18 protein-coding genes are annotated in these 21921 nt (G+C 34.4%); 6 read left to right on the top strand and 12 right to left on the bottom strand.

The genetic code is table 11. The annotated features are described in order from the left end of the window. Positions 1–8: 8 nt before the first annotated feature. Both LBU54_RS02750 and LBU54_RS02745 read right to left on the bottom strand, forming a co-directional pair. A complete protein-coding gene (locus LBU54_RS02750) occupies positions 9–1553 on the bottom strand; it encodes an Rne/Rng family ribonuclease (RefSeq protein WP_224525422.1) in 1545 nt (514 codons plus the stop codon). A gap of 301 nt (positions 1554–1854) precedes the next feature. After that, entirely contained in the window at positions 1855–2145 is a 291-nt protein-coding gene (locus LBU54_RS02745) for an HU family DNA-binding protein (RefSeq protein ID WP_076619727.1), read from the bottom strand. 133 nt (positions 2146–2278) lie between these two features. On the opposite strand from LBU54_RS02745, the gene mutY reads away from it, so the two are divergent. The 4 genes from mutY (at position 2279) to gldD (ending at position 5742) form a co-directional block, all read left to right on the top strand. Further along, positions 2279–3328 (top strand): A/G-specific adenine glycosylase, encoded by a 1050-nt coding sequence (gene mutY, locus LBU54_RS02740; protein WP_224525420.1) that lies wholly within the window; start codon positions 2279–2281, stop codon positions 3326–3328. Between the two features lie 65 nt (positions 3329–3393). Beyond that, on the top strand, positions 3394–3837 hold the full coding sequence (locus LBU54_RS02735) for a single-stranded DNA-binding protein (protein WP_224525418.1): 444 nt from the start codon (positions 3394–3396) through the stop codon (positions 3835–3837). 19 nt (positions 3838–3856) lie between these two features. After that, positions 3857–5176 (top strand): gliding motility-associated protein GldE, encoded by a 1320-nt coding sequence (locus LBU54_RS02730; RefSeq protein WP_224525416.1) that lies wholly within the window; start codon positions 3857–3859, stop codon positions 5174–5176. Then, entirely contained in the window at positions 5173–5742 is a 570-nt protein-coding gene (gene gldD, locus LBU54_RS02725) for a gliding motility lipoprotein GldD (RefSeq protein WP_224525414.1), read from the top strand. Before LBU54_RS02730 ends, gldD begins: the two co-directional genes overlap by 4 nt. Positions 5743–5819: 77 nt before the next feature. Here gldD and LBU54_RS02720 read toward each other — a convergent pair whose 3' ends face one another. The 10 genes from LBU54_RS02720 to uvrC form a co-directional block, all read right to left on the bottom strand. Then, a complete protein-coding gene (locus LBU54_RS02720; protein ID WP_224525413.1) occupies positions 5820–8453 on the bottom strand; it encodes a TonB-dependent receptor in 2634 nt (877 codons plus the stop codon). 163 nt (positions 8454–8616) lie between these two features. Beyond that, a complete protein-coding gene (pgi, locus tag LBU54_RS02715; protein WP_224525410.1) occupies positions 8617–10263 on the bottom strand; it encodes a glucose-6-phosphate isomerase in 1647 nt (548 codons plus the stop codon). A gap of 2 nt (positions 10264–10265) precedes the next feature. Next, positions 10266–11561 (bottom strand): M23 family metallopeptidase, encoded by a 1296-nt coding sequence (locus LBU54_RS02710; RefSeq protein WP_224525407.1) that lies wholly within the window; start codon positions 11559–11561, stop codon positions 10266–10268. 11 nt (positions 11562–11572) lie between these two features. Beyond that, positions 11573–12505 carry a tryptophan 2,3-dioxygenase family protein gene (locus LBU54_RS02705; RefSeq protein ID WP_224525404.1) on the bottom strand — a complete coding sequence of 311 codons (933 nt, stop codon included), beginning with the start codon at positions 12503–12505 and terminating at the stop codon, positions 11573–11575. Between the two features lie 3 nt (positions 12506–12508). After that, the gene (locus LBU54_RS02700) at positions 12509–13303 is read right to left on the bottom strand and encodes a DUF3108 domain-containing protein (RefSeq protein WP_224525402.1); all 795 of its coding nucleotides are present in this window, start codon (positions 13301–13303) and stop codon (positions 12509–12511) included. A 144-nt stretch (positions 13304–13447) separates the two neighbouring features. After that, complete coding sequence (gene hppD / locus LBU54_RS02695) at positions 13448–14608, bottom strand: 4-hydroxyphenylpyruvate dioxygenase (RefSeq protein ID WP_224525399.1); 1161 nt, start codon at positions 14606–14608, stop codon at positions 13448–13450. 4 nt (positions 14609–14612) lie between these two features. After that, positions 14613–15101, bottom strand: a complete 489-nt coding sequence (locus LBU54_RS02690) for a CCC motif membrane protein (RefSeq protein WP_224525397.1) — start codon at positions 15099–15101, stop codon at positions 14613–14615. A 15-nt stretch (positions 15102–15116) separates the two neighbouring features. Continuing rightward, positions 15117–16274: a homogentisate 1,2-dioxygenase gene (locus LBU54_RS02685; RefSeq protein WP_224525395.1), complete on the bottom strand. Its 1158-nt coding sequence runs from the start codon at positions 16272–16274 to the stop codon at positions 15117–15119. Between the two features lie 178 nt (positions 16275–16452). After that, positions 16453–18717 (bottom strand): patatin-like phospholipase family protein, encoded by a 2265-nt coding sequence (locus LBU54_RS02680; RefSeq protein ID WP_224525392.1) that lies wholly within the window; start codon positions 18715–18717, stop codon positions 16453–16455. Between the two features lies 1 nt (position 18718). Continuing rightward, positions 18719–20512, bottom strand: a complete 1794-nt coding sequence (uvrC, locus tag LBU54_RS02675) for an excinuclease ABC subunit UvrC (protein ID WP_224525390.1) — start codon at positions 20510–20512, stop codon at positions 18719–18721. Between the two features lie 89 nt (positions 20513–20601). Here uvrC and LBU54_RS02670 point away from each other — a divergent pair, with 89 nt between their 5' ends. Together LBU54_RS02670 and rimK are read left to right on the top strand one after the other, a co-directional pair. Continuing rightward, complete coding sequence (locus LBU54_RS02670) at positions 20602–21048, top strand: ATP-dependent zinc protease family protein (RefSeq protein ID WP_224525898.1); 447 nt, start codon at positions 20602–20604, stop codon at positions 21046–21048. Then, positions 21023–21898, top strand: a complete 876-nt coding sequence (gene rimK / locus LBU54_RS02665) for a 30S ribosomal protein S6--L-glutamate ligase (protein ID WP_224525388.1) — start codon at positions 21023–21025, stop codon at positions 21896–21898. The genes LBU54_RS02670 and rimK overlap by 26 nt, the downstream gene beginning before the upstream one ends. Positions 21899–21921: the final 23 nt, after the last annotated feature.

Below are 21921 nucleotides of genomic sequence, written 5' to 3'. Positions count from 1 at the left end.
AATAGATATTATTTGATTTTGTTACCATTTTTATCAAAAAAATGATATTCAAGATAAGTGTAAGCATCTCTGGGCAAGACTTTTACCCATTTTTTGTATTCAAAAAACCATTTTGAACGTACTGATGGAAACCCTTTGGTTAAAAAGGCTGCTATAAAAGGATGTGCATTTAAGGTTACCTTTTTGTAGTCTTTTTTAAAAATCCGTTCTAGGTCTTGACTTATTCTAGCTACAACCTTAATCGGTGCTTCTATTTCGTCTCCACCAACTAGGTTAGGATTTTCTTCTTTAGTTTTAATATTGCGCTCTGGCCTAACGCGTTGTCTGGTTATTTGCACTAAACCAAACTTACTCGGCGGCAATATTTTATGCTTTGCTTTGTCGTCTTTCATCTCATCTCTAAGATGATTGTAAAGTTTTTTCCTATTCTCTGCTCTACCCATATCAATGAAATCAATTACAATGATTCCACCCATATCACGCAATCGCAATTGTCGGGCAATTTCTGTTGCAGAGATTAAGTTCACTTCTAGAGCTGTATCTTCTTGGTTTTTTTCCTTATTAGAACGGTTGCCACTATTTACGTCTATAACGTGCATAGCTTCTGTGTGTTCTATTACTAGATATGCTCCCTTTGCCATTGATACGGTACGTCCAAATGATGTTTTTATCTGACGCTCGATACCATATTTCTCAAAAATTGGCACTCCGTTTTTGTAAAACTTAACAATTGACTCTTTTTTCGGTGCAATTTGTTGCACGTAATCTTTTACTTGTATGTACAATTCTTCATCATCTACAATAATACCAGAAAACGAATCATTAAAAATATCCCTTAATATAGAGGATGCTTTATTCATTTCTCCAAGTACTTTTGTTGGGTGATGTGCTTTGTACAATTTTTTACACATTGCTGTCCATCTACTCAGCAAATTTTGTAAATCGTTATCAAGCTCAGCGACTTTTTTACCGTCTGCTACAGTACGAATAATTACTCCAAATCCTTTGGGTGTGATACTTTTAACAAGTCGTTTTAATCTATCTTTTTCTTCTTGCGATTCAATTTTTTGAGAGATTGAAATACGATTTGAAAAAGGCACTAATACGATATATCTACCTGCGATAGACAATTCTGAACTAATGCGAGGCCCCTTGGTAGAAATTGGCTCTTTTACTACTTGTACTAAAATAGATTGATTGGATTTAAGTGCGTCGGCAATTTTACCGTGCTTATTTAAATCTTTTTCAAACGGAAAGTCTTTGAGTCTATAGTCTCTTAATTTTCCTGTGCTTACACGTTTAATGAATTTTAAAAGAGAAGCTAATTGAGGTCCAAGATCATGATAGTGTAAAAAACCATCTTTCTCGTAACCCACGTTAACAAACGCAGCATTTAGACCTGGTACAACCTTACGTATTTTGGCAATAAATATATCACCTACAGCAAAGTTATTATCCTCTTCGTCTTTATGTAATTCAACAAGTTTTCCATCTTTTAATAAGGCAAAATCAACAATATCAGAACTCGATCTTACGATTAATTCCTTGTTCATAATATTAATTTAAATCCCAATAATATCGGGATGGATTCTACTAAATTTTTTGACACAGGATGTAATATCCAACAAATCTATGGCATCTATTAAAAATGCTTCATAAATTCTATATCAAAGAACGTTTCTTTTAAACTGAAAAAAGTAGTTTTAAAACTACTTTTTTCAGTTTATTTCTTTTTGTGACGATTAGCGCGTCTTCGCTTTTTACGCTTGTGCGTTGCTACCTTGTGTCTTTTTCTTTTTTTACCACTTGGCATAGTTTGTAATGCTTTTTAGTTAATATTTTTGTTTCCTACTTTTAGTTAACCTCAACATTAGATTTTACACCTTCTAAAAATACTTTAGCAGGCTTAAAAGCAGGTATGTTGTGTGCCGGTATTTTAATCGTTGTGTTTTTGGAAATATTACGACCTGTTTTCTCAGCTCTTGTTTTAATTATAAAACTTCCGAAACCTCTTAAATATACGTTATCACCACTTTCTAATGATGATTTAACTTCTTCCATAAAAGTTTCAACTGTAGCCTGTACATCTCCTTTTTCCATACCTAATTTATCAGAGATCTTAGCTACTAAATCGGCTTTTGTCATTGTTATTAGTTTTAGGGTTACTATAAATTCTAAGGGTTGCAAATATAGGTAATTTAATTTCAATAATTCAAGCGTAATTAATTAAAATTTAACACGATAAAGATTTAATTTTGCCAAATCTGTTTTTTTGTCAATGATTTTTCAAAAAGAAATAACTAACTGGTATTCAGTAAATAAGCGAGATTTGCCTTGGCGTAATACCAAGAACCCATACAATATTTGGCTCTCTGAGATTATTTTGCAACAAACTCAAGTAAAACAAGGATTACCCTATTATGAAAGATTTGTTACCAAATATCCAACTGTTTTTGATTTAGCAAAAGCTTCTGAAGAAGATGTCCTAAAACTATGGCAGGGACTAGGTTATTACTCAAGGGCGCGTAACCTCCACACTACAGCAAAACATATTGCGTACGAGCTTGATGGTGTTTTTCCTAAAAACCATAAAAATATACTCAAGCTTAAAGGGGTTGGTGATTATACCGCAAGTGCAATAGCCTCTATAGCGTTTAACGAGTCGCATGCTGTTGTCGATGGTAACGTGTACCGGGTTCTTTCTCGATATTTTGGTATTGATACGCCAATTAACACTTCAGATGGTATAAAAAAGTTTAAAGCGTTAGCAACAGATCTAATTAATGTTAACGATCCCGGAAATTATAATCAAGCAATTATGGAATTCGGAGCGAGACAATGCCGTCCCAAAAATCCAGATTGTAACAGTTGTCCATTAACTAACAGTTGTGAAGCACATCGCAGGAATATTGTGAGTGAGTTACCAGTTAAACTTAAAAAAACAAAGATTAAAACGCGCTATATAAACTTTTTAGTTTGCTTTGATAAAAAAGGCAGAACATTAATAGAAAAACGGACAAAAAAAGGGATTTGGAGAAATCTGTATCAGTTTCCCATGATTGAATCCAATGAAAGTATCACCGCTGAGTCATTTAATAAATTGGTCTTAAAACATTCATTTTTAAAAAATTTAAAATTTGATTATAGTTTGTATAATGAGAAAGATAAAATCCATAAATTATCCCATCAACATCTATTTACTAAATTTTGGATAATTGAATTGGATGAATTGCCAAAAGATTCAATATCTATTAAAGACTTAACAGACTATCCTACGCCTGTTTTGATAAGTAATTTTATAGACGAGTTCAATTTTGAGACGGTATAACATCACATTTTTTTTAGTACCTTTATTTATAACTAAAAACACAAAATTATTTAAAAAACACCATTATGTCAGGAACGCTTAATAAAGTAATGCTAATAGGGCATTTAGGGGATGAAGTGAAAATGCATTATTTTGACGATAAAAATTGCGTAGGCCGCTTTCCTCTGGCAACTAACGAAACCTATACTAACAAAACGACCAACGAACGTATAACAAATACAGAATGGCATAATATTGTAGTTAGGAACAAAGCTGCAGAAATTTGCGAAAAATACCTTACTAAAGGTGACAAAGTTTACATTGAGGGACGTATAAAAACTAGAAAATGGACTGATGACAAGGGTATGGAACGCTACTCTACGGAAATTCAATGTACTGATTTTACATTTTTGACTAACAAGAATGAGCAACCAAATCAGTCTTCAACAAATACCATGACATCGCAACAAGCACAGCAACCAGAAGCTAAGAGCGTAGTACCTGACGAGGATGATGATTTACCATTCTAAATACTATAAATAAATAAACTTGGATCCAGAACCCACGGTTTTAATTATATCCCTAATAGCAAGTAACACATCTTTCATAACAAGCATCGTATTGTTAATAATACTCCTTGCTTGTTCCGCCATGGTATCTGGTGCAGAAGTGGCTATATTCTCATTAACGAAAGCAAAAATAGATGAGGGTATCGAAAACAAATCTGCAAGAATGCAGATTATATCCAATTTATTGGAACGTCCAAAAAAGCTATTAGCCACTATTCTAGTAGCAAACAATTTTATTAACATAGCTATTGTTTTATTGTTTGCCTACATAGGCGAGACTATATTTAAAAATATTTCAAGTTCACTTGTAAGATTTCTGCTTGAAGTGGTTAGCGCTACCTTTTTAATTTTATTGTTTGGCGAAATAATACCAAAAATCTATGCAAGTCGCAATAGTGTTGAATTCTCTTCATTCATGGCAAAACCGTTAAAAGTATTGGATGTAATTTTTTCTCCAATTAGTCTTCCTATGCGGTTTGTGACTATTAAAATGCAAAACACTTTAGGCAAACAAAAATCTAATCTAAGTGTAGATCAATTATCCCAAGCATTAGAATTAACACATGACAATGGGACAACTCAAGAGGAGCAGAAACTACTTAAGGGTATTGTCTCTTTTGGCAATACTGACACCAAACAAGTAATGCGCCCCAGGATGGATTTATTTGCATTAGATATTAATACGCCATTTGAATCTATAATTGACGACATCATTGAAAACGGCTACTCGAGAATACCTGTTTATGAAGAAAATATTGATACCATAAAAGGCGTACTTTACGTGAAAGATCTTTTACCTCATCTCAATAAAAAAACATTCAATTGGACCAAACTTTTACGAGAACCTTTTTTTGTGCCTGAAAATAAAAAGCTTGATGATCTTATGGATGAATTTCAAGAAAAAAAAGTTCATCTCGCTGTCGTCGTGGATGAATATGGTGGCACTTCAGGACTTGTTTCGTTAGAAGATATTATTGAAGAAATCGTGGGTGACATAAGTGACGAATATGACGATGAAGATTTAATATTTACAAAACTTGACGAATACAACTATAGTTTTGAAGGTAAAACACCTTTAAAGGATGTTTACAAAATAGTTGGAATCGAAGAGGATATAGTTCATTTTGAAGCTAAGAAAGGAGACGCCGAAACACTAGCGGGATTTGTTTTAGAAATATCAGGAGGTTTTCCAAGGATAGGGAGCAAAATAAATTTCAAAAATTACGTTTTTACAGTAGAAGCACTTGAGCGTAAACGCATTAAACAGATTAAATTAACCCTACTTAACCCATTGGAATGAAAAAAGTTTTATTTCCATTATTTTTCCTGACATTATTCAGTTGTGGTGACGACAGTCTTCCTAAACCAAATGGCTACCTTAGACTAGATTACCCTACCGCCAAATATAACAAGTCCAAAATTCCCTTACCGTTTGAATTTGATAAAAATGAAATGTCAGAGCCAATTAAAAACATCAAAACAACTGGCGAAATAAAAGGTATTGATATAAAATATCCTTCAATGAAGGCTACGATATATCTCACGTATCAAAAAATAAGAAATAACAACTTGGATAGTTTGCTGAGAGATGCGCAAAACCTAACCCAAACACACACTATAAAAGCAGATGAGATTCTCCCAAAGGAATTTTTAAGCCCAGAAAATAAAGTGTACGGCATGCTATATGAAATTGGTGGCGATGCTGCTTCACAATCTCAATTTTACTTAACAGACAGTATAAGTCACTTTATAAGTGGTTCTTTATACTTTTATGCCAAACCCAATTATGATTCTATTTATCCTGCCTCAGAGTATTTAAAAAAGGATATTAAACGACTTATGGAAACTCTTGTTTGGAAACAATAGCAATCAGAAACCATATATACTAAACAAAAAAAGCAACCCATTTAAGGTTGCTTTTTTAGTATTATAATTATTAAAAATTAGAAGTTGTAACGTAAACTTGCGTTCCAAATTCTTCCAATTCCTAAGAATGTACCAAAGTTATCTGTTTGGCTAATGTAAGGTGTATTAAACAAGTTGTTAACGTTTGCTCTAAAAGTCATTCTGTTGTCTCCTAAAGAAAATCTGTAAGTCAAACCTGCATCAGCTAAAGTATAAGATGGTAATCTTTGAGATTCGTAAACTCTTCCATTAAGGGCATCTTCTACTGCTTCATCTACATCAACAAACTCGTAAAGGTCTGCGAAGATATTATAGTCCATATCTACAGATAAACCTTCTGTGATATTCCATACTACTCCTGCACCAAAAGATGTTTGAGGTGCATTACCAACTTTTACGTCAGTGATATCTACTGTACCAGCATCTTCTAAGAACTGCTGTGTATCATCATTTTGCAATGTAAATGGTGTTGTACCCTCGTATTTCCAGTTACCAATAGAACCGTAACCTCTAAACGATATATTACCACTAACAGGACGGTACTCAAAATCAAATTCAACACCTTGGTGAATTTGCGTTACGTCAGTGAAACGATAAATACCAAATTCATCGTTTGGTAGCGCAGTACCAAAAGTTAAGAAACGGTTACCCCATTCTGTTCTATATACGTCTATATTAAATCTGAAAGTACTGTTTTTAAATCTGTAACCAGCTTCAAACCCTACGATTTCTTCATTGTCAATTCCACTAGTAGATCCATCAGGTTGTTCAACTTCTACTAAAGCATTTGAGTTTCTGATGTCTGCGAAGATGTTATCTAAGAACGGTTGTCTTGAGAATGTTCCAATATTAGCAAATAATGTGTTGTTTTCATCAAGGTTGTAAGATGCACCACCTTTAATTTGATACCCTGTTTTATTTACTTTCTCAGATTCACCAAGACCATCTATACCATTTACAGTTCTACCTGTAAATCTACCTGTTCTCTGGAACGATTGTGTAGATAATGCAGCTTGAACAAAGACTGAGAAATCCTCTGTTGCGTATTCTGCCTGTCCAAATCCACCGATATAGTTAATATTCTCAGAATAATCAAACTGGGTTCTTTCTGCTTCATCCGCAAAATCAAATAATGCGGACCATGGGTTAGCCTCAAATGTATTAGTAAATACATAGTCGTCAGGACGATCTGTTCTAAAGTTATCAGTAAAACCATCAAGACCCATTAAATCATTAATTTGTCTCCAGTGGTCACCACGATATAATCTACCATCAAAACCAACATTAAAGTTCCAGTTTTCACCAGACTCAATATTTAAGTTAGATAATAAACCGTACCAGTTGTGGTTATTTACAGATGAACGTCTTACAAATCCATCGCTGAACCCAGCAAATCCATTAGAATCTGCAGCAGCTTGGTTATTTAAAACTATCTGGTCAAAATCAATTTGTCCGTTAGATTCTAATCTAACTCTGTTTCCACTGCTACCTAACATTCCGGTTCCACCACCACGGCCCCAAGACGCGTAGAGCACAGTAGATAAATCTAAATTATCGTTTATATCAAAATCCCAGTTAAGGTTTGCAACAGGCTTGTGGTAGTAGTTACGTCTTTCTGTAAAACGCTCACCATCTCTAAAACCAGTATTTGGGTTGTACTTCTCACCATATAATTCAAACTCTTCTAAATCACTTGAGAAGTTTTGATCGTGCCACTGTGGTGCACCTGTTATTAAGAAGTTAAACGTATTTCTTTCGTTTGGTTTATAACCTACAGAAAAAAGGTAGTTTTGCCCTTGCCCAGCAGTACCAATTGAGTACTTTCTATGTGCTTGCCAGTGATCTACTAATACAGAAAAAGCCCATCCTTTGTCATTAACGCCTGAGTTGTAAGCAAATGTTCCTTTTGCGAAACTATCGTTACCTCCCATAAATCTAACAAATCCTCCTTCTCTTTGTTCAGTCGTTTTAGATACAATGTTAACCGTACCACCTACTGATGAAATAGCAAGTTTAGAAGACCCTAGACCTCTCTGTACCTGAACAGCATTAGCAACATCTGCCATACCTGCCCAGTTAGACCAAAACATTCTACCGTCCTCAACACTATTAATTGGTTGACCATTTAATAAGAAAGCAGTGTTTGTATCATCGAATCCTCTAAGAAAAATTCTACTATCACCGAAACCACCTGCTTGGTTAGAAACGTAAACAGAAGGAGTATTTTTCATAGACTCAGTAAATTCAGTGTTACCTGAAATTTTCAACTGAATGTCTTTTCCTTTAATAGTAGAAACAGCCACTGGTGTTTGTCTCGCTTCAGCGATATCAATTACACCTGTACCAACAACGATAACTTCCTCTAAAGAATTATCCAATTCTAATACGATGTTACCCAAGTTTGTGTCTCCATTAAATTTTAATACTCGTGTCGCGAATCCAACATAAGAAATTTCTAATTCTCCAGAATTTGATTGTGCTGTGATAGTAAAATTACCATCAAAATCTGAAGTTGCGCCATTTGTAGTACCCTTCACAATTATGTTTGCTCCAGGCAGTGGTGCATTCATCTCGCCGTCAATCACCTTACCGGTAATTGTACTTTGAGCAAAAGCTACTGTAGTAAACAACGTTAATACAGCTGTCAATAAAAAATAGTTAAATTTTTTCATATAAAATTTAAGTTAATTGGTTTCTATTAGTGGTGCAAAATTACGTATAACTCTAATTAAAACATTAACTAAATGTTAAGAAATGATGCAAATGCACGTTAATTGTGGTATTATCAAAATATAGAATTAATAAATAATGTATTCTTAATTTTTTTAACACTATTTATTTATTCTTTCTATAAAAATCTATCAAATGTTGGGTTGAAGCATCATGATTATGTTTAACAGAGCTATCATCTAGCTCATTTAATATGGTTTTTGCCAGTTGTTTGCCTAGTTCTACACCAAATTGGTCGTAACTATAGATATTCCAAATAATCCCTTCAACAAATATTTTATGCTCATACATGGCTATAAGCTTTCCTAAACTTTCAGGAGTGAGTTTATTTATTAAAACTGAAGTCGTTGGTTTATTTCCCTCAAATATTTTAAAAGGCAGTAGTTTGTTGATTTCTGTTTCATCTAATCCTTGACTATTTAATTCAGCTAAAACCTCATCTTCTGTTTTCCCATTCATTAAAGCCTCTGTCTGGGCAAAATAATTTGACATAAGCTTATCATGATGCTCGGTGTTACCATGTAATGACTTAACAAATCCTATAAAATCAGTAGGTATCAATTTAGTGCCTTGATGAATTAATTGAAAAAAAGCATGTTGCGAGTTTGTTCCAGGTTCACCCCAAATCAATGTTCCAGTTTGGTAATCTACTCTTTTCCCTGACCTATCAACACTTTTTCCATTACTCTCCATAATTCCTTGTTGGAGATAGGTTGCAAACTGATTTAAGTACTGGGTATAAGGAATAATTGCTTCGCTTTCTGCCTTAAAAAAATTGTTATACCAAACTGTCAAAAGTGCTGCTATAACAGGAATGTTTTTTTTGAAATCTGTTGCTCTAAAATGTTCGTCCATTTTTTGCGCACCCTTCAACAAATCTTCAAAATTTTGGTATCCTAAAGCCAAGCTTATTGAAAGGCCAACAGAACTCCATAGGGAAAAGCGTCCTCCTACCCAATCTTTCATTGGGAATATATTGTTTTCATCTATACCAAAGGCCTTAACACTTCCTATATTGGTAGAAACAGCAACAAAATGTTTAGAAACAGCTTCAGTTGGAAGTGCTTCTAAAAACCACGCCCTAATTGAGTTTGCATTAGATAGCGTCTCCTGTGTTGTAAATGTCTTTGAAACAATCACAAACAAAGTGGTTTCTGGATTTAAATTTTTGATAATCTCTTTATGATGATCTCCATCAACATTGCTTACAAAATGCGTAGTGAGATGGTTTTTATAAAATTGCAATGAATCAACCACCATTGCTGGCCCGAGGTCCGATCCTCCTATTCCAATGTTTACAATGTCGGTAATCGCTTTACCAGTATACCCTTTGTGTGTGCCATTTATGACTGCTTCTGTAAAATCTTTAATTTTTTGTTTAACAGCAAAAATACCAGGCACAACATTCTCGCCATTCACAAGTACTTTTGAATCTTGTTTTGTTCTCAGTGCTGTATGCAATACAGCTCTTCCTTCGGTGGCATTGATAATGTCACCTTGAAAATATTTTTTAATCGCGTCTTTTAAATCAACCTCATTAGCAAGTTCAATGAGGTAATCAATTGTTTCTGTCGCTATCCTGTTCTTTGAGAAATCAACCAAAAAATCTTCCCACTCTATTGTAAGTTGGTTTGCTCTATTAGGATTACCAGAAAAAAGGTCTTTAAGATGTTTGTCTTTAATTGAATTAAAATGTGATTGTAGTTTGCTCCAAGATTCTGTCTTGGTAGGATTGGTTGATTTTAATGCCATTTTTATAAAATTGGATCTTCGGTTATAGTGGTTTCAACTTTTTTAGGCTCTGCCTCCAAGAAGAATATGTTATCTAGTTGTTGCTTTATTGGCTTGATATGAACTAAAAATCTTTCCTTTAAACTATCTGAAATAGGCTTAGCTTCCGGTAATTTTTGTTTAAAGGGATCTACTTGTCTACCATTTTTCCAAAAACGATAACAAACGTGTGGACCACCTGTATTCCCTGTCATCCCAACGTAACCAATAATATCCCCTTGCTTTACATATTCTCCTTTTTTTACTGCTTGACGACTCATGTGCAAGTATTGGGTGGTATAAGTATCATTGTGGCGAATCTTAACATATTTGCCATTACCACCTCGCCTGGTAGATTCTATAACAGTACCATTAGCTGTTGCCATAATTGGTGTGCCAACAGGAGCAGCAAAATCTGTTCCTTTATGAGGTCTAACCTTGTAACCATAGTAAGCTATACGCCTCTTAAGATTATATCTTGATGAAAGCCTACCGAATTTAACCGGCATTTTTAAGAAGGCACGTCTCAGATTTTTGGCATCCTCATTAAAGTAGTCCTTAATTCCTTTTAACGTATCCGTTACAAACTGAAAAGCATAAAGCGAATCACCATTATGTTCAAAATAGGCCGCTTTAACTTCATGAACACCTGCATAAATAGAATCTGAAATATACTTATCTGTATAAATAACTTTAAAGCGATCTCCAGGATAAAGTCTCCTAAAATCTATCGTCCACGCATAAATATCGTCTGCCATTTTATTAGCAAGAACTTGACTTAATCCTTTTTCATCTAATGTTTGAGATATATTATTCTCAATAATTCCGGTAGCCGTTTTTTCTACATATTTAATAGGCTTTTTACTCGTATAAACTTCTACTGAATCCTTAAAATTAATTACAACGTAATCTTCTACACTAGGCTGGTAAATGAATGTTGATGGTATTTCTAGACTATCCTTAGAACACAGTAAGGTATATGGTCTTCCTGGCATGAGTCGTCTTGCGATGTCAAAAGTGTCTTTTGCTTTTTCTGCAATTTCGAAGATTTTAGGATATCCTATTTTATTGCGCTCCATTATTTCTCCAAAACTATCACCTTTCTTAATGGTATCGCGCTTTACAATATAATCCTTTAGGTTAAAACCAAATTCTAGGATTTTCTCTTCTTCTACAATCTCAGCAAATTCTTTTTCATATGCTTTGGCTGGATCTTCATTCTTACAGGTGAAAAAAATCACTGCTATTCCAGCTATTGCTACTAATCTTTTTAAGTGCATTAATGCATTTATTATATGTTGTTTCCCCAATTTTTTAATTCTTCCTCTGTCCACAATTCCGGAAAGAAAATGCGCCTTTGGTATCTTGGATGCATATACTTTTTCCAATCGCTACCACCGGTTGCTTCTCCATCTCCAAGACCACTTTCAATGTAATGTACCGCAGTATTGTAATGCGCCATTACCCAAGTAACATTTACCGTATAATCATAATGTCTCATGGCTTTTACCAGATTTTTATCCTTACGGTCTTCCTCTGGTAATTCCTTAAACCGCGTCCAAAGATTTTTGGTGTTATAGGTTTGCATAAATCTTAAAAACTCCTCTTTATAACGGTTTTCAAAATTAATTAAAAGTGTTGATTTTTTTCCAGTTTTATGATCTTTTCCAGCGGCTTGCCAATACAAATGTTCAAAGGCGTGCGTGAATGGTGTTTCACGATTAATTGTTGCTCTAAATCTATAATCTATAAGGTTTATTAATTCTGTAGAAGCAAACTCAATTAATCTGTATTGTGCGCTTTGAAATCCGCTGGCAGGTGTTAATGTATATCTAAATTTCATGTATTGCTCTATCTCCATTCCCTCTCTCATTATGTTAAATGAAGTGGTTAGCATATCAAAATAGCGACTTATTCGCATTATTTTATTCTCAAAAAATGTAACATCGAGTGATTTGCTATCTGCAACTTGCTCAATCTCCCAAAGAATCATTTTAAAAATAAGCTCATTAATTTGATGGTATGCTATGAACACCATTTCATCTGGTAAGGTAGTACGCTGAATCTGAAGGTTTAAAAGCGCATCTGTTTGTATATAGTCCCAATATGTAATCGGCTTGCTGTATAGCAAGCCGTATAAATGATCATCAGTATCTTGGTCTATTTGATTATACTTCTCTTGAAGCTGTTTTAAAATAGCGTCGAAATTAGGTTGGTCGTCCATAATTTAATTATCAAATTCCACGGGAAAAGAATATTTAAGCCCCTTAAATGCTTCTAGATCTGCCCTTAGAGAACCTACTGCAAGGTCTGCCTTAATTTTTAAAGGTATTTTGTTTTTATCTGCACTGACCCACAAGGTTAAACTTTCTTCTTCTTTGAAAACTCTACCAGCCATTACATAAGGTCTAAACTTTAGTGATTTAATGCGTACCTTGGATCCGTTCAGTTCTATTTTTATGGTCTCTTTACCTAAATATTTAAGTTTAAATCCATAGTTTTCTTCATCAAAAAACATGTTGGTTCTAATCTCATCTCCAATTTTTAAGCCGTCTGTATTTAAATTGTTCCGCAAATAATAATACATAGAAACCATATCTTGAACATCTTGCTCCGTAGTATGTGTAGTAATCTTATTGCGCTTTTTATTGTTTACGATCGCCTTTTGTTCTTCGTGATCAAACTTAATCTCAATATCCTTAGTATGACCGCCTTCATCAATTTTTCTAATAAATTTATATGGGGCACCTGTTGTTTTATCAAAGTAACTTTCATAGCGATCTCTCACCTTGAAAAAAGCATTAATTAATCCCGTGGTTTTTCCTTTACCAACAACGTGAAACACAGGCTTTCCATTAAGCTCTTTCTCATCCATCTTCAATGTGGCCTCACCTGCTTTGAACCAACCACTATAGCTCATTCTAAATTTAAACCATTCTCCCTTTTGAAAAGATGAATCATTTTGGACTCCGGTAGTACTAAGGCCAGTAAAAAACAGTATAAATACAAAAATATATTTCATAACGCTTTTAGTATAAATGTAAATAATGTAACGTTACCAATGTGTTACAATTGTCTTAATATGTGTTAATACCAAGCATATTTACAATTACCATTCCAAAATTACAAATCTAAATTATGGATGCAAAACAATAACTAAAAGCTTCTAAAGTGTACCTCTTTTGGCTTGTTCTCTTTCAATAGACTCAAAAAGTGCTTTGAAGTTACCTGCTCCAAACCCTTTGGCTCCCATACGCTGAATTATCTCGAAAAATAGTGTTGGTCTATCCTCGACAGGTTTAGTAAAAATCTGAAGCAAATACCCTTCCTCATCAGCATCAACAAGGATAGAAAGTTTTTGTAATTCACTGATGTCTTCATTCATCATTTCCATATGATCACCTAAACGTTCTGGAATCATGTCGTAATAGGATTGTGGTGGTGGCGGAAGAAACTCCACGCCTCTCGCTTTTAATTGTGCAACGGTTTTAATGATATCATCTGTGGCAACGGCAATATGCTGTACACCAGACCCTTCATAGAAGTCTAAATATTCTTCTATCTGTGATTTTTTGGCTGCCTTAGCAGGTTCGTTAATTGGAAATTTAATTCTTCCATTACCGTTACTCATAACCTTACTCATAAGCGCTGAATATTCGGTATGTATTTGCTTGTCGTCGAAGGATAAGAAGTTCACGAATCCCATAACCTCCTCATACCATTTTACCCATTTATTCATTTGTCCCCAACCTACATTACCTACCATATGGTCAATGAACTTAAGGCCAACAGGTTCTGGATTATAATCACTATTCCATTCTACAAATCCTGGCATAAAAACACCTTCATAATTTTTTCGCTCAATAAACATATGAACTGTTTCACCATAGGTATAAATACCAGACCTAACCACTTCACCGTATTCGTCCTTTTCGACCATTGGTTCCATATAAGATTTTGCGCCACGCTTGGTCGTTTCTTCATAAGATTTTCTTGCATCATCTACCCAAAGTGCTATTACCTTAACGCCATCACCATGTTTAACAATATGCTCGTTAATTGGGGATTTGCTATTTAATGGTGTTGTAAGAACCAGCCTTATTTTATCTTGCTTTAACACATAGCTTACTGAGTCCCTTGAACCCGTTTCTAGGCCTTTATAGGCATATGATTGAAAGCCAAATGCTGTTTTATAATAATGCGCAGCTTGTTTTGCATTGCCCACGTAAAACTCCACATAATCGGTACCTAAGAGCGGTAAAAAATCCTGTGCCTCCTCAAATATTTTCTCTAAGCCATAATTAACGCTTTTTACTTCTTTTGCCATAATATTAATTGATTTCTAGTGTTACTTTTTCTGTTTGTTTTTGCAATAAATCGTCTATATTGATTGAATCTTGTTCTTCCTTAAAATAATTTTCATGGCCCTTGGTGTTAGAGGTATCTACTTCAATTTCATAATAATCATCAGTAGTCCTAGAATTATTTCTAATTTCTTCAAAAATTTCTGATGAAAGCATGGTGCCGTAAAATGCAATAATTACTACCGAAATTAACACAACAAAACCATTGATAACAATTCCAATAATATTTAAAACCTTAGCCGTATTGACATTACTGGCCGATTGTGGTGAAAAAGCTTGAGGATTTTCACGATATTCTCGCAAACTTTTGTTTGCAGACACGAGCCCAACGATTGCCAATACTAGTGGAATAATTGCTGTAATGCCATAACAGCAACATCCAGCGATACCAAGCACTAATGATAATATCCCTAGTACTAATGCTAACGGATCTGCTGCTAATTTACTCGAGTGCATTTATAAAAATCAATGTTATTCTAACCACGATTTGTAATAATCATTGTCTGCGATTTTCAAAGCTTCTTCCGTTACCTTTAAAGGTTTAAAGGTATCTACCATCACAGCCAATTCATCTGTTTTTACTTTACCAATACTCCGCTCCATTGCACCAGGATGCGGTCCATGAGGTATCCCAGCTGGATGCAATGATATATGCCCTGCATCAATATCATTTCTACTCATAAAATCACCATCTACATAATACAAAACCTCATCGCTGTCAATATTACTGTGGTTGTATGGTGCAGGCACAGCTAGTGGATGATAATCATATAAACGTGGCACAAAACTGCATACTACAAGAGCATCTGTCTCAAAAGTTTGATGTACTGGAGGCGGCTGATGTACCCTACCTGTTATTGGCTCAAAATCGTGAATTGAAAACGCATACGGATAATTATAGCCATCATAGCCAACCACATCAAACGGATGGGATGCATACACCATTTCAATTATTTCATCTTGCTTTTTAATTTTTATAAGAAAATCACCTGATTCATTGTAGGTTTCCAATTCTTGTGGTTGTCTTAGGTCACGTTCGCAAAATGGTGAATGCTCTAATAACTGTCCAAACCAATTTCGGTAACGCTTTGGTGTGTATATAGGCCTGTAAGATTCAACAATGAATAATCTATTGTCCACCGTATCGAAATCTATCTTATAAATAATTCCTCTTGGCACCAAGAGATAATCGCCATATTTAAAATCGAGATTCCCGAGATGTGTTCGTAATTTCCCAGTACCACGATGTATAAATATTAACTCATCAGCATCCGTGTTCTTATAAAAATAATCTTCTGTTGATTTTCTAGGCGCTGCCAAAATTATATTACAGTCGCTATTAGTTAGTACAATTTTTCTGCTATCTAAATAATCGTCTTCTTGGTTAACCTTAAACCCATGAAACCGATAGGATTGCATATTATTGGCTTTAGCGACCTTTGGAGCAATACTATACTGTGCTTTAATTTCTTTGACCTGCGTAGGACGTTGCTCGTGATAGCTGTTGGTAGACATACCGTCAAAACCTATAGTCCCAAATAACTGCTCATAATAAAAGTCACCATTTGGCTTTTTAAATTGTGTATGTCTTTTTGGTGGAATTTTTCCGAGTTTATGATAAAATGGCATTTTCTTATAGTTTAAAAGTTGATTGAATTATCCCATATTTTAGGATACAACGACACTGTTTTAAAGGTACAAAAAATGCGTATTTATTCTGGATTCCTTTTGATGAGGAAATGTAAATGTAGTTTTATGTCTGCCCAGAATAGTTTCATAATTGAGCTAAAGTTGCAAAATTTTAAATTTAAAACCAAAATCCCAGATTAAAAAACCAGTAGGAATTCCCCGTTTCTGGAGAGTAGGTGTATTTCCCTTCCAATGGACCAAGGAAAGTTTCTAAGGAATATCCTAACGCGTATCCCGTAAAATCAGGAGCAGAAAGCCAATTACCCGTTTCAAAAAGACCATTTTCAACATTTGCGTAATTAGCTGCTAATAGCAAATGATGGTTGTTAAACAGCTCATAATCTATTGTAAAACAAGCTTTTACAAAACTATCACCTGTAAGATCTAAATAATCATAGCCATAAAATGAAAAGAAATTATTTATAAAATTTCGACCATAGCCACCTAAAGCAAAGTTTAATGTGTTTGTCGCACCTTCACCAATATTAAATCCGCCACTTGTTTCAGCCTTAAATGCCATTCTATCAGATAAACTAAAAGCATAACCAATATCCGCTTTTGCAATTGAAAATGGTTCAAAATCTGTATTAAAACCAGCTACACCTACATACCAATGAAAATCACCATTAAAATAAAATCCGTTTTTTGGAAAATAGGGATTGTCATAGTCATCAAAAACCAAATTTCCGTAAAGACTAAAATAGTCGGTATTGTCAAATGTTACTTCTTGATCTTGGTTTTCTTCGAAAAGAGTTTCAGATGTAATTTTTAGACGTTTGTACTCACCGCCTAGTCGCAATGCAAAATCTTTTCTAAAAATAGTTTGAAGATATACTTGGTTTGTAAAATCATTTAAATCTACATCAATCCTGTTCAAGGTCCCCAGCAATGGCGAATCGTCTCCCAAGGCAATAGCTGGATTTATACCCTTGCTAAAATGGTTAAATCTTGATTTTACACCAATGCTAATATAAAATCCCTTATCAATAAAATAATCAAAATTATACCTTGAATTATCCCCTAAAATAATATCCAATGACGCTAGATCATTTTTAAAGAGTAGTTGTTGCTTTGTGAGATTTGCCAAGGCAGCACTTTTGTAAAGACCATCATAATGCACACCTAGTTTCAAAAATGTAGATGTTTCAGACTCTTTTATATTACCCTTTAAGTGATAAGCATCCTCATTATCTGCTGTCTCAAGTTGATATCGAAACGTCTCAAAATTATTTGTTGCAATAAGGTTGTTAATTCCTTTTTTAAATTTTGAATAACTTATTTTTCTATCGTCTCTAAATTTGAACTTACCCAAAATATAAGACCGCGTAAATCGTTTATTCCCATTTATTTCAACCGAAGCAATTCTTAGACTATCTAAAGGCATTATTGGCGGTGTTGACACAGTAACTTGTTGTCTATTCTTGATATCAATTAATTGGGTTATCTTATTCTTTGCCGCTATCTCTCCATTTTCAATAATGTTTCGGCCTTCATCAAATGAGATTACAGAAAAATTAGTAATGTCTGGCTTTATGTAAATATCGGTTAATGAAACCTTCTCTTTCATTGCATTTATTGTGCGGAAATTATTAATCTGTATTAAAATCTCTGGCGCTGTCTTTAGAGATTCCCTGTCTTTTAATGCATCTTGTACATCTACTCCAATAATTATATCCATACCTTTCGCTCTTAGTTCTTGAACCGGAAAGTTATTGGTTACACCTCCATCAATTAGAATTCTATTATTTATTACTACCGGTTGAAATAAAGACGGTAATGCACCACTAGCGGTAACTGCCTCAGCCAAGCTTCCTTTATCCATTATCAACGACTCACCTGTTTCTATGTCTGTTGCGATACAAAAAAATGGAATTGGCAGTTTGCTAAAATCTTTTATATCACTTACAGGAAGCATTAATTGATACAATAGGTTATAAACATTTTGACCTCGTGAAAGCCCTGATGGCAAACTGACACTAAAATTGTCAAAAGGAAGACTCACCGCATATTTTTCAGCATTTTCTCTTTCATAAAATGTTTTTGATGAACGTTCAAACTCATCGTTAATTAACACATCAAAATCTATACTATTAAAAAAAGTTTCTAGCTGTACCCCAGAATAGCCGGTAGCATAGAGCGATCCAATTATAGCACCCATACTTGTACCAGCAATGTAGTCTACCTTTATCCCAAGACTATCAATTACCTTAAGTACACCAATATGAGCAAAACCTTTCGCGCCACCACCACTTAATACGAGTCCTACTTTTGGTTCTTCGTTCTCTTGAGCAGAGGACTGGAAGCAAAAAAAATAGCTTATTAAAAATGTGGCAATACATATAAATTGCCGAGTTGATTTACAATATGGTCTAAATCTAGCCAAGTTATTCCTGATGGTAATAGTTATAAATTTTATTTGCCCTTGAAACTCCGACTACAACTTCCAGCTCATCTAATTTGGCATTTGCAATACGCTTAACTGTTTTAAAATGCTTCATTAAATCAATTATTGTTTGCTCACCAACACCTGAAATATTTTCAAGCTCTGTCTTAAGCGCTCCTTTACTTCGTCTATTCCTGTGGTGTTCTATACCAAATCTATGGGCTTCATTACGTAACTGTTGAATTATTTTAAGCGTTTCGCTTTTCTTGTCTAAATATAGTGGAATTGGATCATCTGGGTAAAATAATTCTTCTAATCGTTTTGCGATTCCGATTATTGCAATTTTTCCACGTAAGCCTAACAGTTCTAAACTTTTGAGAGCAGAGGACAATTGACCTTTTCCACCATCTATAATTATAAGTTGTGGCAGTGGTTCATCCTCTTCTAACAGCCTTTTGTATCTCCTGTGTACAACTTCTTCCATTGAGGCAAAATCGTCAGGACCTTCAACTGTTTTAATATTAAAATGCCTGTAATCTTTTTTGCTTGGTTTACCATTTTTAAACACAACACAAGCCGCTACAGGATTGGTACCTTGGATATTTGAATTATCAAAACATTCTATATGCCTTGGTTCTTCCTGCAATCGTAAATCTGCTTTCATCTGAGCCATAATACGATTGGCATGTCTATCCGGATCAACAATTTTTATCTGTTTTAGCTTATCCATTCTAAAGTACATGGCATTTCGCCTAGATAGGTCTACAATACTTTTTTTATCTCCAAGTTTAGGTACGGTAACTTTAATATCCTGTCCAAGATTTACCTTAAATGGGACGTAAATTTCTTTAGAATTGGAATTAAAACGTTGCCTTATCTCTGTAATAGCCAACTCTAAAAGGTCTTTATCAGATTCTTGGAGTTTCTTTCTTAATTCTAAGGTATGAGAACGTATTATAGATCCGTAACTTAGTTGAAGGAAATTAACATATGCGTAAGTTTCGTCACTCACAATAGTGAACACATCTACATTACTAATTTTTGGATTTACGACAGTAGATTTTGATTGATAATTCTCTAAGATTTCTAATTTCTCCTTGATCTTCTGAGCATCTTCAAATTGCATGTTCTCCGCAAACAATTTCATTTGTTTTCTAAATTGTTGTAAAGAATCTTTAAAATTTCCTTTAAGAATTTCTCTTATTGCTGTTATATTAGAATGATATTCTACCTCGCTTTCTTTCCCTTCACAAGCACCTTTACAATTGCCCAAATGGTACTCTAAACAAACTTTATATTTTCCGGTTTCAATTTTGGTTTCGGACAAATCATAATTACACGTTCGTAATTGATAAAGACCCTTTATCAAACCCAAAAGTGTTTTAACAGTTTTCATGCTTGTATATGGTCCAAAATATTCAGACCCGTCTTTTATTACCCGTCTCGTGGGAAAAATGCGAGGAAATCTTTCGTTCTTTACACAAATCCAAGGATAAGATTTATCGTCCTTAAGCATTACATTGTACTTAGGCTGGTACTTTTTGATGAGATTATTTTCTAATAGAAGCGCGTCATTTTCAGTTTCAACCACAATATGCTTAATTGAAGAAATGTTTTTTACAAGGACTCTTGTTTTACCGTACTCATGGTTTTTAGAAAAGTAACTACTTACCCGTTTTTTAATATCCTTGGCTTTACCAACATAAATTAAGTTTTTGTCCTGGTCAAAATATTGATAAACACCGGGCTGATGAGGTAAGGTTTTTATTTGAATATCTAAGGCAGTTTCTGGCATTAAATCAAAGGTAAGAATTGTGAAAAAAAATTATATCAATTCAAAAAACTTTATGACTATCTTGCGCCACTTTTTTAGAAAAAAAATTGATTATGAAAAAAATCTTGGGACGTACCGATGTAATTGACTTTCCTGATTTACATTTAAAAGATATTGATGTTAAAATAGATACAGGGGCATACACATCTGCCATACATTGCGCTTTAATTAAAGAAGAGGGTGGTAAACTATTTTGCGTATTTGAGAGCAAGGGACATTCCAACTTTAATGGAAAATCTGTCACGTTTACTAACTATTCCCTGACCGATGTAAAGAGCAGTAACGGTTTCAAAGAAAATCGTTATAAAATCAAAACTACGGCAGTATTCTTTGGAAAAACCTATAAGATTAACTTAACTTTAAGCACTAGAGACGACATGAAATATCCTGTTTTAATAGGGCGCCAATTTTTGAAACAAAAATTTTTGGTTGATGTCGATTTAGAAAACCAATCGTTTAAGCATACCGTTAATGAACATAGTTATACTTTCTCGTAATTCACAATTATATTCTACAAGACGCCTTATCGAGGAAGGTGAAAACAGAGGACACGAGATGGAAGTCATTGACCCTCTTAAATGTGATATAATTATTGAAAAGGAAAAGCCTACAATTTACTATAAGGACAGATATCTAGACTATGTAGATGCAATTATCCCAAGAATTGGCGCATCTGTTACCTTTTTTGGATGTGCTGTTGTCCGCCAGTTTGAAATGATGAATGTCTTTACCACTGTAACATCAGATGCTATAATTAGAAGTAGAGATAAACTAAGAAGTTTTCAACGTTTATCCAAGGCAGGTGTAGGTATGCCAAAAACCGTATTTACAAACTACTCTCGCGATGTAGAAGAAGTTTTAAATCATGTTGGAGGGCCACCGGTTATCATAAAATTACTGGAAGGTACCCAAGGATTAGGAGTAGTTTTGGCAGAGTCTAAAAATGCGGCAGAGTCTGTACTAGAAGCATTTAATGGTTTACAAGCAAGAGCCTTAGTTCAAGAGTTTATTGCAGAGGCGAAAGGAGCAGATTTAAGAGCTTTAATTGTAGATGGACAAGTTGTTGGTGCCATGAAACGGCAAAGTAAAGAAGGTGAATTTAGGTCTAATCTTCATCGTGGCGGTCAGGCTAATTTAGTTAGGCTTACAGAAGATGAGCTGAAACTTGCGATAAAGGCGGCAAGGGCATTAAAACTTCCTGTTTGTGGTGTAGATATGTTACAATCTAGACGTGGGCCGCTAATTATGGAAGTAAATTCAACTCCAGGTCTAGAAGGCATAGAAGGTGCTACCAAAAAAAATATTGCTAGAGCAATAATTACATTTATTGAGAGAAACAGACGTTAAGGACTAGGAGTAAAAGTTGCACG

This window comes from Winogradskyella alexanderae, assembly GCF_020166335.1.
Lineage (GTDB): Bacteria > Bacteroidota > Bacteroidia > Flavobacteriales > Flavobacteriaceae > Winogradskyella > Winogradskyella alexanderae.
This window is presented reverse-complemented; position numbering and strand designations above follow the sequence as displayed.

Bases quoted from the DNA above. Each gene is read 5' to 3' on its own strand.
- LBU54_RS02750 (WP_224525422.1), bottom strand. From the start codon at position 1,553: ATGAACAAGGAATTAATCGTAAGATCGAGTTCTGATATTGTTGATTTT.
- LBU54_RS02745 (WP_076619727.1), bottom strand. From the start codon at position 2,145: ATGACAAAAGCCGATTTAGTAGCTAAGATCTCTGATAAATTAGGTATG.
- mutY (WP_224525420.1), top strand. From the start codon at position 2,279: ATGATTTTTCAAAAAGAAATAACTAACTGGTATTCAGTAAATAAGCGA.
- LBU54_RS02735 (WP_224525418.1), top strand. From the start codon at position 3,394: ATGTCAGGAACGCTTAATAAAGTAATGCTAATAGGGCATTTAGGGGAT.
- gldD (WP_224525414.1), top strand. From the start codon at position 5,173: ATGAAAAAAGTTTTATTTCCATTATTTTTCCTGACATTATTCAGTTGT.
- LBU54_RS02720 (WP_224525413.1), bottom strand. From the start codon at position 8,453: ATGAAAAAATTTAACTATTTTTTATTGACAGCTGTATTAACGTTGTTT.
- pgi (WP_224525410.1), bottom strand. From the start codon at position 10,263: ATGGCATTAAAATCAACCAATCCTACCAAGACAGAATCTTGGAGCAAA.
- LBU54_RS02710 (WP_224525407.1), bottom strand. From the start codon at position 11,561: ATGCACTTAAAAAGATTAGTAGCAATAGCTGGAATAGCAGTGATTTTT.
- LBU54_RS02705 (WP_224525404.1), bottom strand. From the start codon at position 12,505: ATGGACGACCAACCTAATTTCGACGCTATTTTAAAACAGCTTCAAGAG.
- LBU54_RS02700 (WP_224525402.1), bottom strand. From the start codon at position 13,303: ATGAAATATATTTTTGTATTTATACTGTTTTTTACTGGCCTTAGTACT.
- hppD (WP_224525399.1), bottom strand. From the start codon at position 14,608: ATGGCAAAAGAAGTAAAAAGCGTTAATTATGGCTTAGAGAAAATATTT.
- LBU54_RS02690 (WP_224525397.1), bottom strand. From the start codon at position 15,101: ATGCACTCGAGTAAATTAGCAGCAGATCCGTTAGCATTAGTACTAGGG.
- LBU54_RS02685 (WP_224525395.1), bottom strand. From the start codon at position 16,274: ATGCCATTTTATCATAAACTCGGAAAAATTCCACCAAAAAGACATACA.
- uvrC (WP_224525390.1), bottom strand. From the start codon at position 20,512: ATGCCAGAAACTGCCTTAGATATTCAAATAAAAACCTTACCTCATCAG.
- rimK (WP_224525388.1), top strand. From the start codon at position 21,023: ATGAACATAGTTATACTTTCTCGTAATTCACAATTATATTCTACAAGA.